We start from the raw sequence: 15,745 nt of genomic DNA on the forward strand, positions 1-15,745 counted from the left end.
TCCGCGGGTTAGACTCGCGATTCATGCTTTTGCAGCGATCGGGGGACGCGTTGAACGACCTGAACACCGAGCCGAACGGTGATGCCCGCGGGATGAGCCGTCGGAGCCTCGCGAAGGCGGCCGCGTGGAGCGTGCCCGCCGTCCTCGTCGCCGCACCCGCTCCGGCGTACGCCGCGAGCGCCGGCACGTCGTCGGCATCCGTCGTCGGCAGCTGTGCGGGGTCGGGCGCGACCGGCACGATCAGCGTGACCCTCCCGAACCTTCCGGTCGGATCCGTGGTCCAGATCGTGCTCTCGCACTCCGGTCAGGGCGGGTTCACCGCCACGCCGAACTTCACTCCGACCAGCCAGAGCGGCACGACCTACACGATCACGGGCACCGGCACGACGTTCGTGGGCGAGTTCTCGATCAATTTCAACCTCGGCAACAACCAGCACGGCACGGTGACGGCGACCGTCACGGCTGTCTCGGGCGTAGCCATCGAGGGCGACACGGCCGGATTCGTGACCAAGCGGCGCGACGGCGGCAGCCAGAACTACAACCAGTGCTCCGCGGGTTGAACCGCTGACCGGGCGCACCGGGCTCTTCCCGCGACGGGGCGCGCGTCCCTAGCATGACGACATGACCGCGTCATCGCAGGCCGCACGCGTTGCGGATCCGTCGCCCGGCGCCCCCGTCGCCATCGAGGCGCCCGTCGGGCGTCGTGTCGCCGTCGAGACCGAATCGGTCGTCGGCGGGCTCATCGCCGCGGCACTGACCGGGCTCGTGGCCGCCGTGTTCTTCGCCGGCGACGTCTGGCCGCTCTGGGGCGGCTGGTCGGTCGGCGCGGTCGCGGCGATCGGCGTGCTCGCCAGCGGCATCCTGCTGGGCGCGATCGGGTACTGGCGCTCGCGGAACCTCCCCGGTCAGGAATGGCGCCACGAGCTGCGGCCGTGGAAGTTCTCACTCGACGTCGCGACGGTCTCGACCGTGCACGGCATCATCGCGGCGATCCTCACGGTCGTCACCTACACGATGCTGCAGCGCACCTTCGAGGGCCTCGTGGTCGACGCGCTGACGGGCACCGGCGCGGTCGCGGCGTCCGCCGGCCTCGCCGGGTACTGGATCTACCTGTCGGTGTCGGCGATCACGACGAACCGGCTCGCGACGCTCCTGGTGTTCTTCATGGCGTCGGCGACGCTCGCGAGCATGGCCACCGCGCAGGACCCGCAGTGGTGGGAGTACCACTTCAGCAAGCTCGGCACGGCGAACGACTTCTCGAGCGGCCTGTTCAACCTCGCGCTCATCGTCGCGGGCGCCTTCGTCACCACGTTCGCGCTCTACGTCGACCGCGACCTCACGACACTGGTGCAGCAGGGGGTGCTCCGGCACGCGTGGGCTCCGAGGTTCATCTCGGTCGCGTTCATCGTCATGGGCGTCATGCTCGCCGGGGTGGGCGTGTTCCCGTTCGACGTGAATCTCGCACTGCACAACACGTGCGCGATCGGGATGTCGCTGTCGTTCCTCGCGATGCTGCTCACCGCGCCGTGGACGCTCGCCGGCATGCCGGGCCGGTTCTTCTGGTTCTGCGGCGGCGGCGCCGCGCTGCTGCTCGGCGGCGCGGTCCTGTTCGAGCCGGTCGGCTACTACAACCTGACCGCGTTCGAACTGCTGGCGTTCGCGACGATATTCGGCTGGATCTCGGTGTTCATCCGGTTCGTGAACGCGCTCGCGCGGCACGACGCCACCGCCTCGTACGACGGCGGCTACTCGGTCTGACCGGCCTCGTCGGGCAGGATCGGCTCGACCGCGTCGGCGTGCCGGGCCGAGATCGCGCGCGCCTTGCGCGTGGCGAACTCGATGAGCACGAGCAGGGCCGCGACCGCGAGCACGCTGACGATCGCTGCGACCGGGTCGCGCTGAGCGGCCTGGATGATCGCGTTCACCGTCGCGAGTCCGAGCACGCCGTAGAGCGTCGCCCACATGGCACCCCCGACGAGGAGGGCCGGGATGTACTTCACGAGCGGCATCCGCAGCACGCCCGCCGCGAGGTTGACGGCGGTCTGGAACCCGACGGTGAGGAACGACAGGGCGACGACCGGGGCGCCGAACCGTTCGATCACGGCCTCCGCGCGAGCGAGCTGCGGAGCCATCCGCCCCCGCCGTTCGAGCAGCCGCTTGACGCCGGCGCGCGAGCCCCGACCGAGTGCGTAGGTGCCTCCGGCACGGAGCAGCACGATCACGAACAGGGCGCCGATCGCCGCCGGAAGGGGCCAGCCCTCGAAGATCTCCACCGCACCGCCTGTCGCCGTCGTCGACCGCCGGGGGCGGCGACCGCCGCCCGGACGTCGCGGTCGTGGGTACTCCCCGAGTCTATCGTCGCGGTCCCTTCCGGGCCCGGCGGTGCCCCGATACTGTCGGACCCGAACGTGTGGAGGGAACATCATGACGCGGAACCCGGTCAAGCTCATCTCCGAGGGCTTCTCGCCCGTCCCCTCGCTCGAGGCGTACGACGGTGTGCAGATCTCGGCAGTCGAGGAGTTCGGCGGCGGAACGGGCGGCGCCGGTCTCGATGCGATCGGCGTGCTCGTCTTCGACGAAGGCCCGCTCCCCGAGGGCATCGGGCTCGATCGCGAGGCGCTGGCCCGCGCCGGCTTCGAGGCCAAGCCCGGCCAGACGCTCATGCTGCCGCAGCCCGGCCACAGCCTCATCATCGTCGTCGGCGGCGGCCCCGAGCCCGAGGCGACGGAGGCCACGCTCCGCGATGCGGGCGCGGCGTTCGTCCGGGCGGCGAAGAAGGCGACGACCGTCGGGCTTCGCGTGCCCTCGATCGGGTCGACGGATGCCGCGGCCGCGGCGCGTGCGCTCACGGAGGGCGTGCTGCTCGGGCGCTACCGCTACGACGCGCTCAAGGCCGAGGCGCGGGAACCCGCGCTCGAGCGGGTCGAGCTCCTCCTCGACGGTGTGGACGGGGAAGCGGCATCCGGCGGCATCGCCGAGGGCGTCGTCGCCGCGCGCGCGACCGCGCTCGCGCGCGACCTCGCGAACACGCCCCCGAGTCACCTCACGGCGAGCGACCTGGCCGACGTCGCCGAGCTGCTCGGCGGCCGCTTCGGATTCGACGTCGAGGTGTTCGACCGAGAGCAGCTCATCGAGCTCGGCTGCGGCGGCATCCTCGGCGTCAACGCGGCGAGCGCGGAGGAACCGCGCATAATCGTGCTCGACTACCTGCCCGAGGGCACGGCGACCGGGCACCTCGGGCTCGTCGGCAAGGGCATCATGTACGACTCGGGCGGCATCAGCCTGAAGCCGAGCGACCCCATGCACCTGCTCATGAAGATGGACATGGGCGGAGCGGCTGCGGTGCTCGGCGCGTTCACGGCGCTCCGCGAACTCGGCGCGACCGCCCGCGTGACGGGCTGGCTGATGTGCACCGACAACATGCCGTCGGGCTCGGCCTACAAGCTCGGCGACGTGCTCACCGCGCGCGGCGGCAAGACCGTCGAGGTGAAGAACACCGACGCCGAGGGGCGGCTGGTGCTCATGGACGGCCTCGTGCTCGCGACCGAGGAGGGCGTCGACGCGATCGTCGACATCGCAACGCTCACGGGCAGCGCGCTGCGCGCGCTCGGCGAGACGCACTCGGTCGTGCTCGGCACCAGCCAGCCGCTCGTCGACCGCCTGGTCGAGGCGGGCGACGCGACGGACGAGGCGACGTGGCAGTTCCCGCTCGTGCGCAAGTACCGCAAGCTCATGGACTCCGACGTCGCCGACATCGCCAACCTCGGCGGCGTGAACGCCGGTGCGACGACTGCGGCGCTCTTCCTCGCCGAGTTCGTCGGCGACACCCCGTGGGCGCACCTCGACATCGCCGGCACGATGAGCGCCGACGGCGACGATTCGTGGCGCTCCAAGGGTGCGACGGGCTACGGCGCGCGACTGCTCGTCGAAGTCGCCAGGGGCTTCACGCCGGTCGGGTGACGGATGCCGCGGGCGGCCGCCGGCGGCGCGCCGCCGTCAGACGGCGGGCTCGGCGTGCGTGCCGACCCAGCCGAGCAGCGGCTCGACGGCGTGCCAGACGCGATCGAGGTCGGCCATGGTCGCCTCGGGCGGGAGGGTGGCGAGGCCGGCGAAGTGCGTCAACCGCAGGAGGCGGATGCGCGGGTGCTCGCGATCGAACCCGCGGGGCGCGGTCTTGAGGAACGGCCCGGCGAGCTCGAGCCCGTCGTGCTCGATCGACCTCACGATCTCGGCGAGCGCGGCAGCGGCCGGCCCGTCGGCCGCGATCGCCTCGCGGGCGCGCTGCAACTGCTCCCGCGAGGGCTCGTAGAGGCCGCCGCCGGCGTGCAGCCCCTCGACCGAGATCGAGACGTAGACGCCGCCGACGCGGCCGGCGGTCATCGCACCGTTGAGCTTGTACGGCGACTTGTCGGCGCTGAAGCGGACGTCGCGGTTCGGTCGGAACACCTTCGCCGGGCCGTAGCGCTCGCCGGCGACCGCCGCCAGCCGTTCCAGCGGCATCCGGACGAATCGCTCGTAGTCGGAGCGGTGCGCCTGCCACCACTCGCGCGAGTTGTCGGCTCCGAGGCCGGCGTAGAAGGCGAAGGCCTCGGGCGGGAAGAGGCGCTCGTCGGGCGCGAACCCGTCGCCGGGGCCCGTCGACCCGTCGGGCGAACGATCCGCGGTCACGATCGGCCCCGGCTCACTCGGCTGCGGACCGGCCGGCCCCTGCGTCGCCCGCACCGCGGCCGGCGGCGTCGGGAAGGGCCGACTCGATCGCGGTGATGATCGCCGGGTCGTCGGGCTCCACCGTCGGGCGGAACCGGCGGACCTCGCCGTCGGGGAGGACGAGGAACTTCTCGAAGTTCCAGGCGACCCGGCCGGCCTTGCCGGAGGCATCCGCCGCCTGCTTCAATTCGGTGTAGAGCGGGGCCTCGCCCCGCCCGTTGACCTTCACGCGGTCGAGGATCGGGAAGGTGATGCCCCACGTGGTCGAGCAGTACTCGCTGACGGCCTCGTTCGTGGAGAGCTCCTGCAGGAACTGGTTGCTCGGGAACCCGAGCACGGTGAATCCGCGGTCGCCGTAGGTGCGCTGCAGCTCCTCGAGCCCGCCGTACTGCGGGGAGAGCCCGCAGCGGGATGCCACGTTCACGACGAGCCTCACCTGGCCGGACCAGTCGCCCAGGGTGCGGGTCTCGCCGGACATGGTGCGGAACGGGATCGTCTCGAGCTCGGTCATGCGTCGCTGCTCCTCGGGTCGGGGTGCGCCCACGCTACCGCGGTGCACTGGGAGTCGGCTCGCAGTTCCGGGGGCGGGGCTCCGGTTGCGCGGGCTCACCGCCGGCACGGCGCGTGCGCGTCAGCGTCAGCGCGTCGCGCGCGCCAGGTAGACCGCTTCGGTCCGGCTCGACGCGCCGAGCTTGCGGAGGATCGCCGACACGTGCACGCTCGCCGTCTTGCCGCTGATGTAGAGCCGCTCGCCGATCTGCCGGTTGCTGAGGCCCTCGGCGATCAGGTCGAGCACCTGCCGCTCGCGCGCGGTGAGTTCGGCCACGGCATCGGCCGGGTCATCGGTGCCGGCGACCCCCGTGGCGCCCTGCTCGGTGTCGCGGTGCGTCGCGCCGTCGAGCGCGAGCCCTGCCTGCATCGCGACGCGCGCGGTGCGCGTCTGGATGGCCGTGACGCCGCCCTCGACGGCACCGTCGAACGCCTCCTGCAGCGCGTCGCGGGCCGCCTGGCGTTCACCGGCCTCGAGCAGCGCCTCGCCGAGTCGCAGCAGGGCGTACGGGCGGAGGAACCTCGGCGCGGTATCGGCCCTCGCCTGCTCGGCGGCGACCCGCCACGCGGCATCCGTCGGGTCGAACTCGGCTTCGACGAACGCCCTCCAGAGCGCATGCGTCGGCCAGAACGAGAGCCGGTCGATGAGCGCGCGGACCTCGGGTTCGGCGGCGAGGATCTCGGCGGCCTCGGCCTCGGAGACGCGCGCCGGGTCGGCGCGGACCGCGGCGATGACCCGGGCGAGCGCCCACAGCAGCGGTTCGGCGTAGCCGGCGAGCGGCAGGACCGTCTCGTGCAGCACGCTCCGACCGTCGCGCCAGGCCTGCGACAGGTCGCCGACCGCGAGCGCGATCTCGACTGCCACGCGGCCCACCGCGAGCCGCGTCTGCATCTCGACCTGCATCACGGGCGCCATCGCCGGACGCACCTGGCGGAAGAGCGCGGCCGCGTGCTCGGCGTCGCCGCGCCAGACCAGCGCCCAGAGCTTCGCACGCTCGAGGTAGGTGCGGACCGGGCCGGGCGGGTCGAGCGCGAGCGCACGCTCGATGAGCGCGTCGGCACGTTCCCACTCCCCGAGCGCGAACAGCGGGTCGACGGCGTTCGACGCGAGGATCACTCCCGAGCTGCGCTCGACGCCCTGCGCGCGGGCACGTGCGAGACCCTCTTCCGCGAGGCGGACCGCCTCGGGGAAGTCACCCACGAGGTGGCGGAGGTCGGACGCGTTCACCCAGTACCGCAGCAGTGCGGCGCCGTCTCCGTGGGCGAGTTCGCGCGCACGCTCCATGTCGTCGAGCGCGCGCTCGACCTCGCCGCGCGACGCGCGGCTGACCGCGCTGATGTTCATCGCGACGGAGGCGTACCGGTCGAACTCGAGGGAGCTGGCGAGCTCGTAGGCGGCGTCGGCCATCTCGACGGCCTCGTCGATGCGCGCCTCGATCATGAGACGCCCGGCGAGCCCGGTCATGACCGTCGCACGGAGGTCGTCGGAATCGTCGTCGGTGATCGCGGCGAGCGACTCTTCGAGGATCTCGATCGAACCGCCGCGCCCGACGTTGGCGAGGTAGAGCGCCTTGTCGCGCAGCAGCCGAGCGTACTGCGGGTCGGTGCGCGGGCATTCGGCGAGCGCGAGCTTGACCATCGCGAGGCTGCGCTCGCCCTCGCCGGCGTGGCGGAGCTGCGAGGCGGTGCGGCCCATGAGCTCGAGCTTGGTCATTCCCGCGATCCGCTCGGCGTCGGGCACCGTGTCCCACAACTCCAGCGCGCGTTCGCCGAGCTGCGAGGAGGTCGCGTACGCCACCGCCGCGCGCGCCTCGCGCATCGCCTGGATCGTCGCGGGGAACGCCCGCACCGGGTCGCGCGCGCCGAGCCAGTGGTACGAGATCTCGGCCGCGAGCCGACGCCCGCCCGCGGCGGCCTGCGCCTCGTACGCCTCGGCGTACCGAGCGTGGAACCTCGCGCGTTCGCCGGGCAGCAGGTCGGCCAGGATCGCCTCGCGCACGAGCGCGTGCCGGAACGCATAGTCGTCGCCGTCGATCACGAGCACGCCGTAGGTGACCGCTTCGCGGGCGGCCGTCTCGAGTTCCTCGTCGCTTCGGCGATACACCGCCGCGAGCAGGGCGTGCGGCACGCGCACGCCGCCCGTGGAGAGCAGGCGCAGGAGCTCCTGAGCCTCGTCGGAGAGGCGCTCGTACCTGGCGAGCAGCAGGTCGCGCAGCGTGCCGGGCACGAAGCCCTCGTCGCGGCACCCGTCGATGCCGACCAGTTCTTCGACGAAGAACGGCACCCCGTCGCTGCGGCGGAACACCGCCTCGAGCACGCGGTCGCTCGGCGCCTCGTCTTCGATGAGTGTGCCGACCAGCGCGCGCACCTCGGTCTCGTTCAAGCGCTCGAGTTCGCGTCGCTCGACCCACCGGTCGCGCTCGGCCTCGGAGAGGAACAGGCGGAGCGGGTGGCCGCGCGTGACGTCGTCGGTGCGATAGGTCAGGAGCATGAGGAGGCGGCTCGAGCCGAGCGAGCGCAGCAGGAAGCGCAGCAGCGCGAGGGTCGCCGCATCGGCCCAGTGCAGGTCTTCGATGACGAGCACGATCGGCAGGTCTTGCGAGAGGGTCTCGAGCAGCACCGCGACGGCCTCGTGCAGCTGGCCGCTGCCGGCGCCGCCCGGCGTGACGACGATCTCGCCCGGGGTCACGGCGTCGGATGCCGCGAGCTCGGGGAGCAGTGCGATGAGCGCCGCACGGCCCGGACCCACGGCCTCGAGCGCGCGCTCCGCGCCGACCTGCGCCACGAGCTGGCGGAGCGCGCCCTTCACGGGTGCGTAGGGCGCCGCGACGTCGCCGAGGTCGACGCACTGGCCGAGGATCAGGCGGACGTCGGGACCGAGGCCCGCGATGAACTCGGACATCAGGCGCGACTTGCCGATGCCGGCCTCGCCGCCGACGACGGCGGTCGCGGGCGTGCCCGCGCGCACGCCGTCGAGCAGGCTGTTGAGCCACTCGAGCTCGGCGTCGCGGGCGATCATCGTCGGGCTCGACGAAGAGCTGGTCACGTACATATCGTCCCACGCACCGACGACAACGGCGCCGGCCCCCTCGGGCCGGCGCCGTGCCGTGCCGCGGTCGCCCCCGGCGGTGCCGGCGGTCTCGGCGGTCGCCTGCGCTCCGCCGTGCGGGTTCGCGCTCACCGCGCGAACTGCGGCAGGTGGAAGCGGCGGTGCGGCGCCCGGACGCGGCGGCCGCGTCCGGCGGCGGGCGCCTCGGCCTCGCGCTCGGCGGCGGCCTGCGCGTGCGCGATCCGCTGCTCGGCGCCGAGCAGGTTCACCTCGTGCACCTGCTGGGCGACGAATCCTGCTGAGTAGTCCATGGTCTCCTCCTGGTCCGGATGATGGTCCGAGACTCCTCCCTGAGGTGGGAGCGGATCATCGGGAGATGTCCCTATTTCCGTGGTGCGGGGCCCTGAGGCGGTCCTCAGGGCCCCGCTCGGTCGGATGCGGATGTCCGGGTCGATCCGACCTCAGTGCGACAGGGTGGGCATGCGGTGGTAGCCGTCCTTGCGGAACTGGATCACCGACGCGATCACGGCCCCCGCCGTGACGAGCCCGAGCACGATCATCGCTGCGAACATCACGCACCTCCTTCCGTTCTGGTCCTCGTGGATTCCTTCTGGCTTCCCCCGCCCGGCACGTGGACCGGGCGATGACACGATGGTGCGCCCTGAGGTAGCGGGCGTTCATCGGGAGTTCGGCGTATCTCCGCCGACCGCCGGGCCCTGAGGCACCTCAGGCGGCCGGATCCGACGCCTCGTCGAGCGTGGCCCGAGGCGAGGAACGCGTCGCCAGCGCGAGCACCGATTCCGGCACGGGTGCTCCCTCAGGGGTCAGCCCTGAGGCGATCGGCGCCCCCCAGCGCCGTTCGAGCGGCACCACGCCCGCCCAGGTCGCGTGGTCCTCGCCGTCGTCCTCCTCCTCGGACGGGCCGCCAGAGCGCTGCTTCATGACCACGTCGTCGAGCGCGAGCCGCAGCACGCGCGTCGCGGCGACCTCCTTGCGGCGCATGCCGCGCACCTCGGCCGACCGCCCCGGCATGAGCCGTTCGGACAGCGCGAGCAGCGCGGCATCCGCCTCGGACTCGGGGACCGGCTCGAGCACGCCCTGCACGGTCGCGCTGCGGTAGTTCATCGAGCTGTCGAAGAGCGAGCGGGCGTAGACCAGGCCGTCGAGCGCGGTCACGGCGAAGGCGACGGGCGTGCGAGCGGATGCCGCGCGCAGCGCGAATCCTCCCCCGGTCGAGCCGTGCAGCACCAGGTGCTCGCCGACGCGGGCGTAGCCCATCGGGACGACGACCGGCACACCGCCGGAGACGACCGCGAGGTGCCCGACGAGCTCGGCGTCGAGGAGCTCGTGGAGCGCGAAGCGGTCGACGGTCTCGCGGTCGGGGAGGCGGCGGATGCGACGGGCCGGGGCTGGCGCGGTTCCGACGGTCGGGCTCGGCGTGGTGGTGGTCATGCGACCAGTGTGCGCGCGCCGCTGGTATGGTGAGCAGACCAGTTCTCGTACAAACGAGCAGTCCAGTGAGGATTCGATGGACGGACCGCTGCTCACCATCGACCGCGACGACGAACGCCCGCTCGGCGTGCAGCTCGTCGAGGGCCTGCGCCGGGGCATCCTCGCGGGCGCGCTGCAGACGGGCGATCCGCTGCCCTCGACGCGTGCGCTCGCGGCGGAGCTCGGCGTCGCCCGCAGCTCGGTCGTCGCCGCCTACGACCAGCTCGCCGGCGAGGGGTACCTCGAGGTGCGCCAGGGCGCGCCCACGCGCGTCGCGCCGCTGGCCATGCCACCGGCGCCCGCCGGTTCTGCGGCGCCCGAGGCGGCTCCGGCGCCCGCCGCACACGCGACTGCCGCGTCCGCCCGAGCCGCCGCGCCGCGCGGTGCTCCGGCCGGCTCGGCACCCGGGGCCGAGACGGCGACACGCGTCCGGACGCTCGATGCGGGTGCTGCGCCGAGCGGAGCCGCGCCGACCGTCCCGACCGGGCGGACCGCGATCGTGGACCTGCGGCCCGGACGACCGTCGACCGCGCGGCTCGACGAGCGCGCGTGGCGCGCGGCGTGGCGGGTCGCCGCCCGGGACGCCGTGCCCGACGACACGCCCCCCGCCTTCGGTGCGCCCCGCCTTCGCGCCGAGATCGCCGAGCACCTGCGGCACGCCCGCGGCGTGGCCTGCTCGCCCGACGACGTCGTCGTCACCGCGGGCACGAGCGACGCGGTGGCGCTGCTCGCGTCCGCGCTGCGCAGCCTCGTGGACGGGACGCCTCGCGTCGCCGTCGAGCACCCCGGCTACCCCTCCGCGCGCCGCGTCCTCGCGCGCCGCGGCGCGCTGGAGACGGTTCCCGTGCCCGTGGACCGCGACGGCATCGACGTGGCGGCGCTCCGCGGCATCCGCCCCACGCCGAACGCCGTGCTCGTGACGCCCAGCCACCAGTACCCGCTCGGGGGTCGTCTCCCGGTCGCCTCGCGGCTCGCGCTGCTCGAGTGGGCCGAGGCATCCGACGCGCTCGTGCTCGAGGACGACTACGACAGCGAGTTCCGTCACGTCGGGGCGCCGCTGCCGGCCCTCGCCTCGCTCGACCGGTCGGGGCACGCGGTGCTCATCGGCAGCTTCTCGAAGGTGCTGACGCCATGGCTGCGGCTCGGCTACCTCGTGCTGCCCGCGAACCCGTCGCTGCGCGAGGCCGTCGCCGCCGTCCGCGACGACGAGACCTGCCCGGTGCCGGGCATCGCGCAGGCGGCCATGACCGAGTTGCTCGCGACCGGCGCCGTGCGACGGCACATCGCGGCGGCCCGTCGCGACTACGCGCATCGTCGGAAGCTCGTCATCGAGGCGCTCGACGGCCTCGACGGCGCGCCGCTCTCCGGACTCGACGGCGGGTTGCACGCCGTCGTCGGGCTGCCGACGGCCGAGGTCGCGACGCGGATCGTCACCCGGCTCGCCGATGACGGGGTCCTCGTGGCGCCACTGTCGGAGTACTCGGCGATCCCCGGCGAGGGTCCCGCCGGCATCGTGCTCGGCTATGCGTCGCCGCCCGACTCGCAGCTCGCGGGCGCGCTCGCGCGCGTGCGCGCCGCCGTCGAGGGTGCTCACTGATCCGACCGTCAGCCCGTCTCGCCCGAACCGGTCCCGCGACGACGGCATGGCACCCCCACCGCCCATGTGCAGCGTCGCGCACATGAGGGATCCGCACGCACCGCCCCTGACCGACCCGCCGGCCCTCGACCCGCCCGCACTTCCCACGTCGCGCCGCCGGCGCTAGCCTGACCCCGTCCGCGGTCCCGAACACCGCGGCGAACTTGGGGGCGGCATGCGTCATCGACGACCCGCGCGGCCCGCGACCCTGCTCGCGGCCGGGCTCTTCTCGCTCTGCGGCGTGCTCATGCTGCTCGCCGGGTGCGCGCCGCCCGAGACGGTCGAGGCGGCCCCGGCCACCGTGACGGCCACGGTCACGACCACGGCGACGGCCACCGTGACGGTCACCGCCGCGCCGCCGACGGCCGAGCCCGGCGCTGCGCCCGCGCCGGATCCACAGCCGAACGCCCCCGCGCCCGTCTACGAGTGGGGCCCGGCCATCGACGCCGGACCGATCCCGGGAGCGACCGGGACACCCGAACTCGACGCGAACGGTGAGCCGGAACGCTACGTGATCGTCGCAGGCGACAGCTTCTTCGACGTCGCGCAACGCTTCAACTTGCCGCAGCAGCAGCTCCTGCGGATGAACCCGCAGGTGCACGACTTCGGCGAGACGGTCTACATCGGCGACGTCATCAACCTCGACTGGGAGAAGGTCGGCGTCGACTGATCGCAGGGCGGCGGCCACGAGGCATCCGCTCGCCCGATCGAGACCGGCGGATGCCGCGGCGCCGCCGGTCGGCGTAGCGTTGACCCCGTGCTGACTCCGCCCGTGACCGAGAAGCGACCGACCGAACGCACCCACCACGGCGACGTGGTGATCGACCACTACGAGTGGTTGCGCGACAAGGACGACCCGGCGGTCATCGCCCACCTCGAGGAGGAGAACGCCTACACCAAGGCGAAGACCCGGCACCTCTCGCTCCTCCAGGAGCAGGTCTTCGAGGAGATCAAGAACCGCACCAAGGAGACCGACCTCAGCGTCCCGACGCGCGAGGGCGACTGGTGGTACTACTCGCGCACGGTCGAGGGGCTGCAGTACGGCATCCACTGCCGCGTCGCCGCGCGCGCGGCCGACGACTGGGAACCGCCGGCCATCCCCGAGGACGGCTCGCCGCTGCCCGGCGAGCAGGTGCTCCTCGACGACAACGTCGAGGCCGAGGGCCACGAGTTCTTCTCGCTCGGCAGCTTCGACGTGACCGGCGACGGCACGATGCTGCTGTTCGGCGTCGACGTGGAAGGCGACGAGCGGTACACGATCCGCCTGCGCGACCTCTCCGGTTCGGGGCGCGAGTTCGACGACGAGATCCCCGGCACGGCCGCGGGCGCGCTCTTCGACCCGAGCGGGCGGTACGTCTTCTACACGACCGTCGACGACGCCTGGCGACCCGACACCGTCTGGCGGCACGAGGTCGGCACGCCCGCCTCGGCCGACGTGACGGTCTTCCACGAGCCCGACGAGCGCTTCTGGCTCGGCGTCGGCCTCACGCGCAGCCGCCGCTACCTCGTGCTCGAGGCCGGCTCGCACGTGACGAGCGAGTCGTGGCTGCTCGACGCGGCCGACCCGACGGGCGAGTTCCGGGTCGTGTGGCCGCGCCGCGACGGCGTCGAGTACGACGTCGAGCACGTCGTCGCGGGCGGGAAGGACCGCCTGCTCGTCATCCACAACGAGGGCGACGCGGTGAACTTCGAGCTCGTGAGCGTCGCGGCCGACGACCCGCAGGGCGACCGGCGGATGCTGCTCCCCCACGACCCGCGCATGCGCATCGAGGCCGCCCACGGCTTCCGCGACTTCGTCGCGCTCGAGTACCGCCGCGACGGGCTGCCGCGCGTGGCGATCGCGAAGGTGCCGGCCGACGGGCTGCCCGCCGATGCGACGCCCGACGACACGCTGCACGAGCTCGCCTTCGACGAGGAGCTCTTCTCCGCGGGCGTCGGCGCGAACCCCGACTGGGCGCAGCCGTCGCTGCGGATCGGCTTCGGGAGCTTCGTCACGCCGTCGATGGTGATCGACGTCGACGTGGCATCCGGCGACCGCACGGTTCGCAAGCAGCAGCCGGTGCTCGGCGACTACCACCCCGAGCGGTACGCGCAGAGGCGCGAGTGGGCGACGGCGCCGGATGGCACGCAGGTGCCGATCTCGCTCGTCTACCGGCACGACCTCGTCACGCTCGGCGAGCCTGCGCCGACGCTGCTCTACGGCTACGGCTCGTACGAGCACGCCATCGACCCGGGCTTCGGGATCCCGCGGCTCTCGCTCCTCGATCGCGGCATGGTGTTCGCCATCGCCCACGTGCGCGGCGGCGGCGAGATGGGCCGGCTCTGGTACGAGCACGGCAAGAAGCTGCACAAGAAGCACACGTTCACCGACTTCATCGCCGCGGCCGAGCACCTCGTCGACCGCGACGTGACGACGCCCGACCACCTCGTCGCGCAGGGCGGCTCGGCCGGCGGGCTGCTCATGGGCGCCGTCGCGAACCTGGCGCCGCGCCTGTTCGCCGGCATCGTGGCCGAGGTGCCGTTCGTCGACCCGCTGACCTCGATCCTCGACCCGTCGCTGCCGCTCACGGTCATCGAGTGGGACGAGTGGGGCAACCCGCTCGACGACCCCGAGGTGTACGCCTACATGAAGTCGTACGCGCCGGTCGAGAACGTGCACGCGGTCGGCTACCCGCGGATCCTCGCGATCACCTCGCTGAACGACACGCGCGTGCTCTACGTCGAGCCCGCGAAGTGGGTGGCCAGGCTCCGCGAGGTCGGCGCCGACCCGCTGCTGAAGATCGAGATGGCGGCCGGGCACGGCGGCGTCTCTGGCCGGTACGCGGCCTGGCGCGAGCGCGCGTTCGCGAACGCGTGGATCATCGACGCGGCGGGGGCGCACCCGAGCGGCGAGTAGCCGCGGCATCCGCTCGCACCAGAGGACGTCGGCAGGATGTCGACGTCGCGGCGCTCGAACTGGGGTCGCGGATGTCGGCGGACGGGAACAGACTGTGCGCCATGTCGTTCGTCACCGAACTGAGTGAGCGGATGCCGCAGCGCGTGCACGCGCCCGGCACCCCCGAGTACGAGGCCGGCGCCCACGTCTTCCACGGCCAGGGCACGCCCGATGCGGTCGTGCGCCCGACCTCCGCCGCCGAGGTCGCCGAAGCCGTGCGCTCCGCCGTCGCCGCGGGCGTCCCCATCACCGTCGTCGCGGGCGGGCACGGATCCGATCCCGCCACGGGCGGTCTCGTGATCGACCTGTCGGGCCTCGCGGCGATCGAGCTCGCCGACGGCGGGCTGGTGCACATCGGCCCCGGCGCCCAGTGGGGCGACGTCGCGGCGACCCTCGCCCCGCACGGCCTCGGCGTCACCTCGGGCGACACGCGCGACGTCGGCGTCGGCGGGCTCGCCCTCGGCGGCGGGATCGGCTGGCTGGTGCGCATGCACGGGCTGACCGTCGACATCCTCCGCGAGGTCGAGTTCGTCACCGCGTCGGGCGACGTGCTCACGCTCGATGCCGAGCACCACCCCGACCTGTTCTGGGCGGTGCGTGGCGGCGGCGGCAACTTCGGCATCGCGACGCGGTTCACGTTCCAGGCGTCGCCGGTCGACGGACTCGTCGGCGGGCACGTCATGTTCGACCAGTCCGACCAGCGCGCGGTGCTCGGGGCGTGGCGCGACGTCATGCGCCACGGTCCCGACGAGCTGAACTCGACGCTCCTCGTGATGCCGCAGCTCATGCCCGAGATGCCCGCGGGGCCGCAGCTCCTGGTCGCCCTGCAGGGTTCCGAGGAGGAGCTCCGTCGGCTCCTCGAGCCCCTGCTGTCACTGCCCTCGGTCACGGACGTCGCGCTCGGGCCCGTCGAGTACCCCGACCTGCTCGAAGACGGCCCGCCCGACAAGCCCCCGTTCGAGATGGTCGGCGGCAACGGCTTCGTGCCCGACCTCTCCGACGCTGCGCTCGACGCGTTCATGGCCACGCTCGACCATGCCCTGCCGACGATGCTGCTGCTGCGCGGGCTCGGCGGTGCGTTCTCGAGGGTGGCGACGGATGCCACGGCCGTCGCCCAGCGCGACGGCGAGGTGCTCTTCGCGGTGAACCGGCTCGTCCCGGACGGCGCCGGCCCCGAGGCGTTCGCGTCCGCCCACGACGGCGTCGAGGCGGCGATGGCGTTCACGAACGGCCGCTACTCGAACTTCACGCCGGAGTTCGGCGACGACATCGTGACCGAGATCTACCCGGCGACCACGCTCGAACGGCTGCGCGCGATCAAGCGCGAGGTCGACCCCGACGACGTGTTCCGGCCCAGCCACCACATCACGCCGTAGGC

The 15,745-nt window shown here is 73.1% G+C and carries 13 protein-coding genes; 7 read left to right on the forward strand and 6 right to left on the reverse strand.

Translation table 11 applies throughout. The features are described from left to right. Nucleotides 1-23: 23 nt before the first annotated feature. On the forward strand, nucleotides 24-560 hold the full coding sequence (locus tag GJ743_RS06085) for a hypothetical protein (RefSeq protein ID WP_155051008.1): 537 nt from the start codon (nucleotides 24-26) through the stop codon (nucleotides 558-560). 61 nt (nucleotides 561-621) lie between these two features. Then, nucleotides 622-1,758 (forward strand): DUF998 domain-containing protein, encoded by a 1,137-nt coding sequence (locus GJ743_RS06090; RefSeq protein ID WP_155051009.1) that lies wholly within the window; start codon nucleotides 622-624, stop codon nucleotides 1,756-1,758. Here GJ743_RS06090 and GJ743_RS06095 read toward each other — a convergent pair. Further along, entirely contained in the window at nucleotides 1,746-2,273 is a 528-nt protein-coding gene (locus tag GJ743_RS06095) for a DedA family protein (RefSeq protein WP_328288854.1), read from the reverse strand. The two genes, GJ743_RS06090 and GJ743_RS06095, sit on opposite strands and share 13 nt — an antisense overlap. A 151-nt stretch (nucleotides 2,274-2,424) precedes the next feature. Here GJ743_RS06095 and GJ743_RS06100 point away from each other — a divergent pair, with 151 nt between their 5' ends. Then, a complete protein-coding gene (locus GJ743_RS06100) occupies nucleotides 2,425-3,960 on the forward strand; it encodes a leucyl aminopeptidase (RefSeq protein ID WP_155051010.1) in 1,536 nt (511 codons plus the stop codon). A gap of 36 nt (nucleotides 3,961-3,996) precedes the next feature. Here GJ743_RS06100 and GJ743_RS06105 read toward each other — a convergent pair whose 3' ends face one another. The 5 genes from GJ743_RS06105 to GJ743_RS06125 form a co-directional block, all read right to left on the reverse strand. Next, nucleotides 3,997-4,668 (reverse strand): DUF2461 domain-containing protein, encoded by a 672-nt coding sequence (locus GJ743_RS06105; protein ID WP_155051011.1) that lies wholly within the window; start codon nucleotides 4,666-4,668, stop codon nucleotides 3,997-3,999. 13 nt (nucleotides 4,669-4,681) lie between these two features. After that, nucleotides 4,682-5,218, reverse strand: a complete 537-nt coding sequence (locus tag GJ743_RS06110; protein ID WP_155051012.1) for a glutathione peroxidase — start codon at nucleotides 5,216-5,218, stop codon at nucleotides 4,682-4,684. Nucleotides 5,219-5,344: 126 nt separating this feature from the next. Continuing rightward, nucleotides 5,345-8,302 carry a helix-turn-helix transcriptional regulator gene (locus tag GJ743_RS20130; RefSeq protein ID WP_328288855.1) on the reverse strand — a complete coding sequence of 986 codons (2,958 nt, stop codon included), beginning with the start codon at nucleotides 8,300-8,302 and terminating at the stop codon, nucleotides 5,345-5,347. Between the two features lie 131 nt (nucleotides 8,303-8,433). Further along, nucleotides 8,434-8,616 (reverse strand): hypothetical protein, encoded by a 183-nt coding sequence (locus tag GJ743_RS06120; RefSeq protein WP_155051013.1) that lies wholly within the window; start codon nucleotides 8,614-8,616, stop codon nucleotides 8,434-8,436. A gap of 415 nt (nucleotides 8,617-9,031) precedes the next feature. Continuing rightward, nucleotides 9,032-9,757: a pyridoxamine 5'-phosphate oxidase family protein gene (locus GJ743_RS06125; RefSeq protein ID WP_196216930.1), complete on the reverse strand. Its 726-nt coding sequence runs from the start codon at nucleotides 9,755-9,757 to the stop codon at nucleotides 9,032-9,034. A 76-nt stretch (nucleotides 9,758-9,833) separates the two neighbouring features. Here GJ743_RS06125 and pdxR point away from each other — a divergent pair, with 76 nt between their 5' ends. The 4 genes from pdxR to GJ743_RS06145 all read left to right on the forward strand — a co-directional run bounded on the left by pdxR (nucleotide 9,834) and on the right by GJ743_RS06145 (nucleotide 15,743). Further along, nucleotides 9,834-11,393: a MocR-like pyridoxine biosynthesis transcription factor PdxR gene (pdxR, locus tag GJ743_RS19225; protein ID WP_196216931.1), complete on the forward strand. Its 1,560-nt coding sequence runs from the start codon at nucleotides 9,834-9,836 to the stop codon at nucleotides 11,391-11,393. Nucleotides 11,394-11,607: 214 nt separating this feature from the next. Continuing rightward, entirely contained in the window at nucleotides 11,608-12,102 is a 495-nt protein-coding gene (locus GJ743_RS06135; RefSeq protein ID WP_155051015.1) for a LysM peptidoglycan-binding domain-containing protein, read from the forward strand. An 87-nt stretch (nucleotides 12,103-12,189) separates the two neighbouring features. Next, nucleotides 12,190-14,328 (forward strand): S9 family peptidase, encoded by a 2,139-nt coding sequence (locus GJ743_RS06140; RefSeq protein ID WP_328288856.1) that lies wholly within the window; start codon nucleotides 12,190-12,192, stop codon nucleotides 14,326-14,328. 101 nt (nucleotides 14,329-14,429) lie between these two features. Then, nucleotides 14,430-15,743, forward strand: coding sequence for an FAD-binding oxidoreductase (locus GJ743_RS06145; RefSeq protein WP_196216932.1), 1,314 nt, complete (start codon nucleotides 14,430-14,432; stop codon nucleotides 15,741-15,743). Nucleotides 15,744-15,745: the final 2 nt, after the last annotated feature.

Source organism: Agromyces bracchium, assembly GCF_009709675.1.
In the GTDB taxonomy this organism is placed as follows: Bacteria; Actinomycetota; Actinomycetes; order Actinomycetales; family Microbacteriaceae; genus Agromyces; species Agromyces bracchium.

Bases quoted from the DNA above. Each gene is read 5' to 3' on its own strand.
- GJ743_RS06125 (WP_196216930.1), bottom strand. From the start codon at position 9,757: ATGACCACCACCACGCCGAGCCCGACCGTCGGAACCGCGCCAGCCCCG.
- GJ743_RS06100 (WP_155051010.1), top strand. From the start codon at position 2,425: ATGACGCGGAACCCGGTCAAGCTCATCTCCGAGGGCTTCTCGCCCGTC.
- GJ743_RS06110 (WP_155051012.1), bottom strand. From the start codon at position 5,218: ATGACCGAGCTCGAGACGATCCCGTTCCGCACCATGTCCGGCGAGACC.
- pdxR (WP_196216931.1), top strand. From the start codon at position 9,834: ATGGACGGACCGCTGCTCACCATCGACCGCGACGACGAACGCCCGCTC.
- GJ743_RS06135 (WP_155051015.1), top strand. From the start codon at position 11,608: ATGCGTCATCGACGACCCGCGCGGCCCGCGACCCTGCTCGCGGCCGGG.
- GJ743_RS06090 (WP_155051009.1), top strand. From the start codon at position 622: ATGACCGCGTCATCGCAGGCCGCACGCGTTGCGGATCCGTCGCCCGGC.
- GJ743_RS06145 (WP_196216932.1), top strand. From the start codon at position 14,430: ATGTCGTTCGTCACCGAACTGAGTGAGCGGATGCCGCAGCGCGTGCAC.
- GJ743_RS06085 (WP_155051008.1), top strand. From the start codon at position 24: ATGCTTTTGCAGCGATCGGGGGACGCGTTGAACGACCTGAACACCGAG.
- GJ743_RS06120 (WP_155051013.1), bottom strand. From the start codon at position 8,616: ATGGACTACTCAGCAGGATTCGTCGCCCAGCAGGTGCACGAGGTGAAC.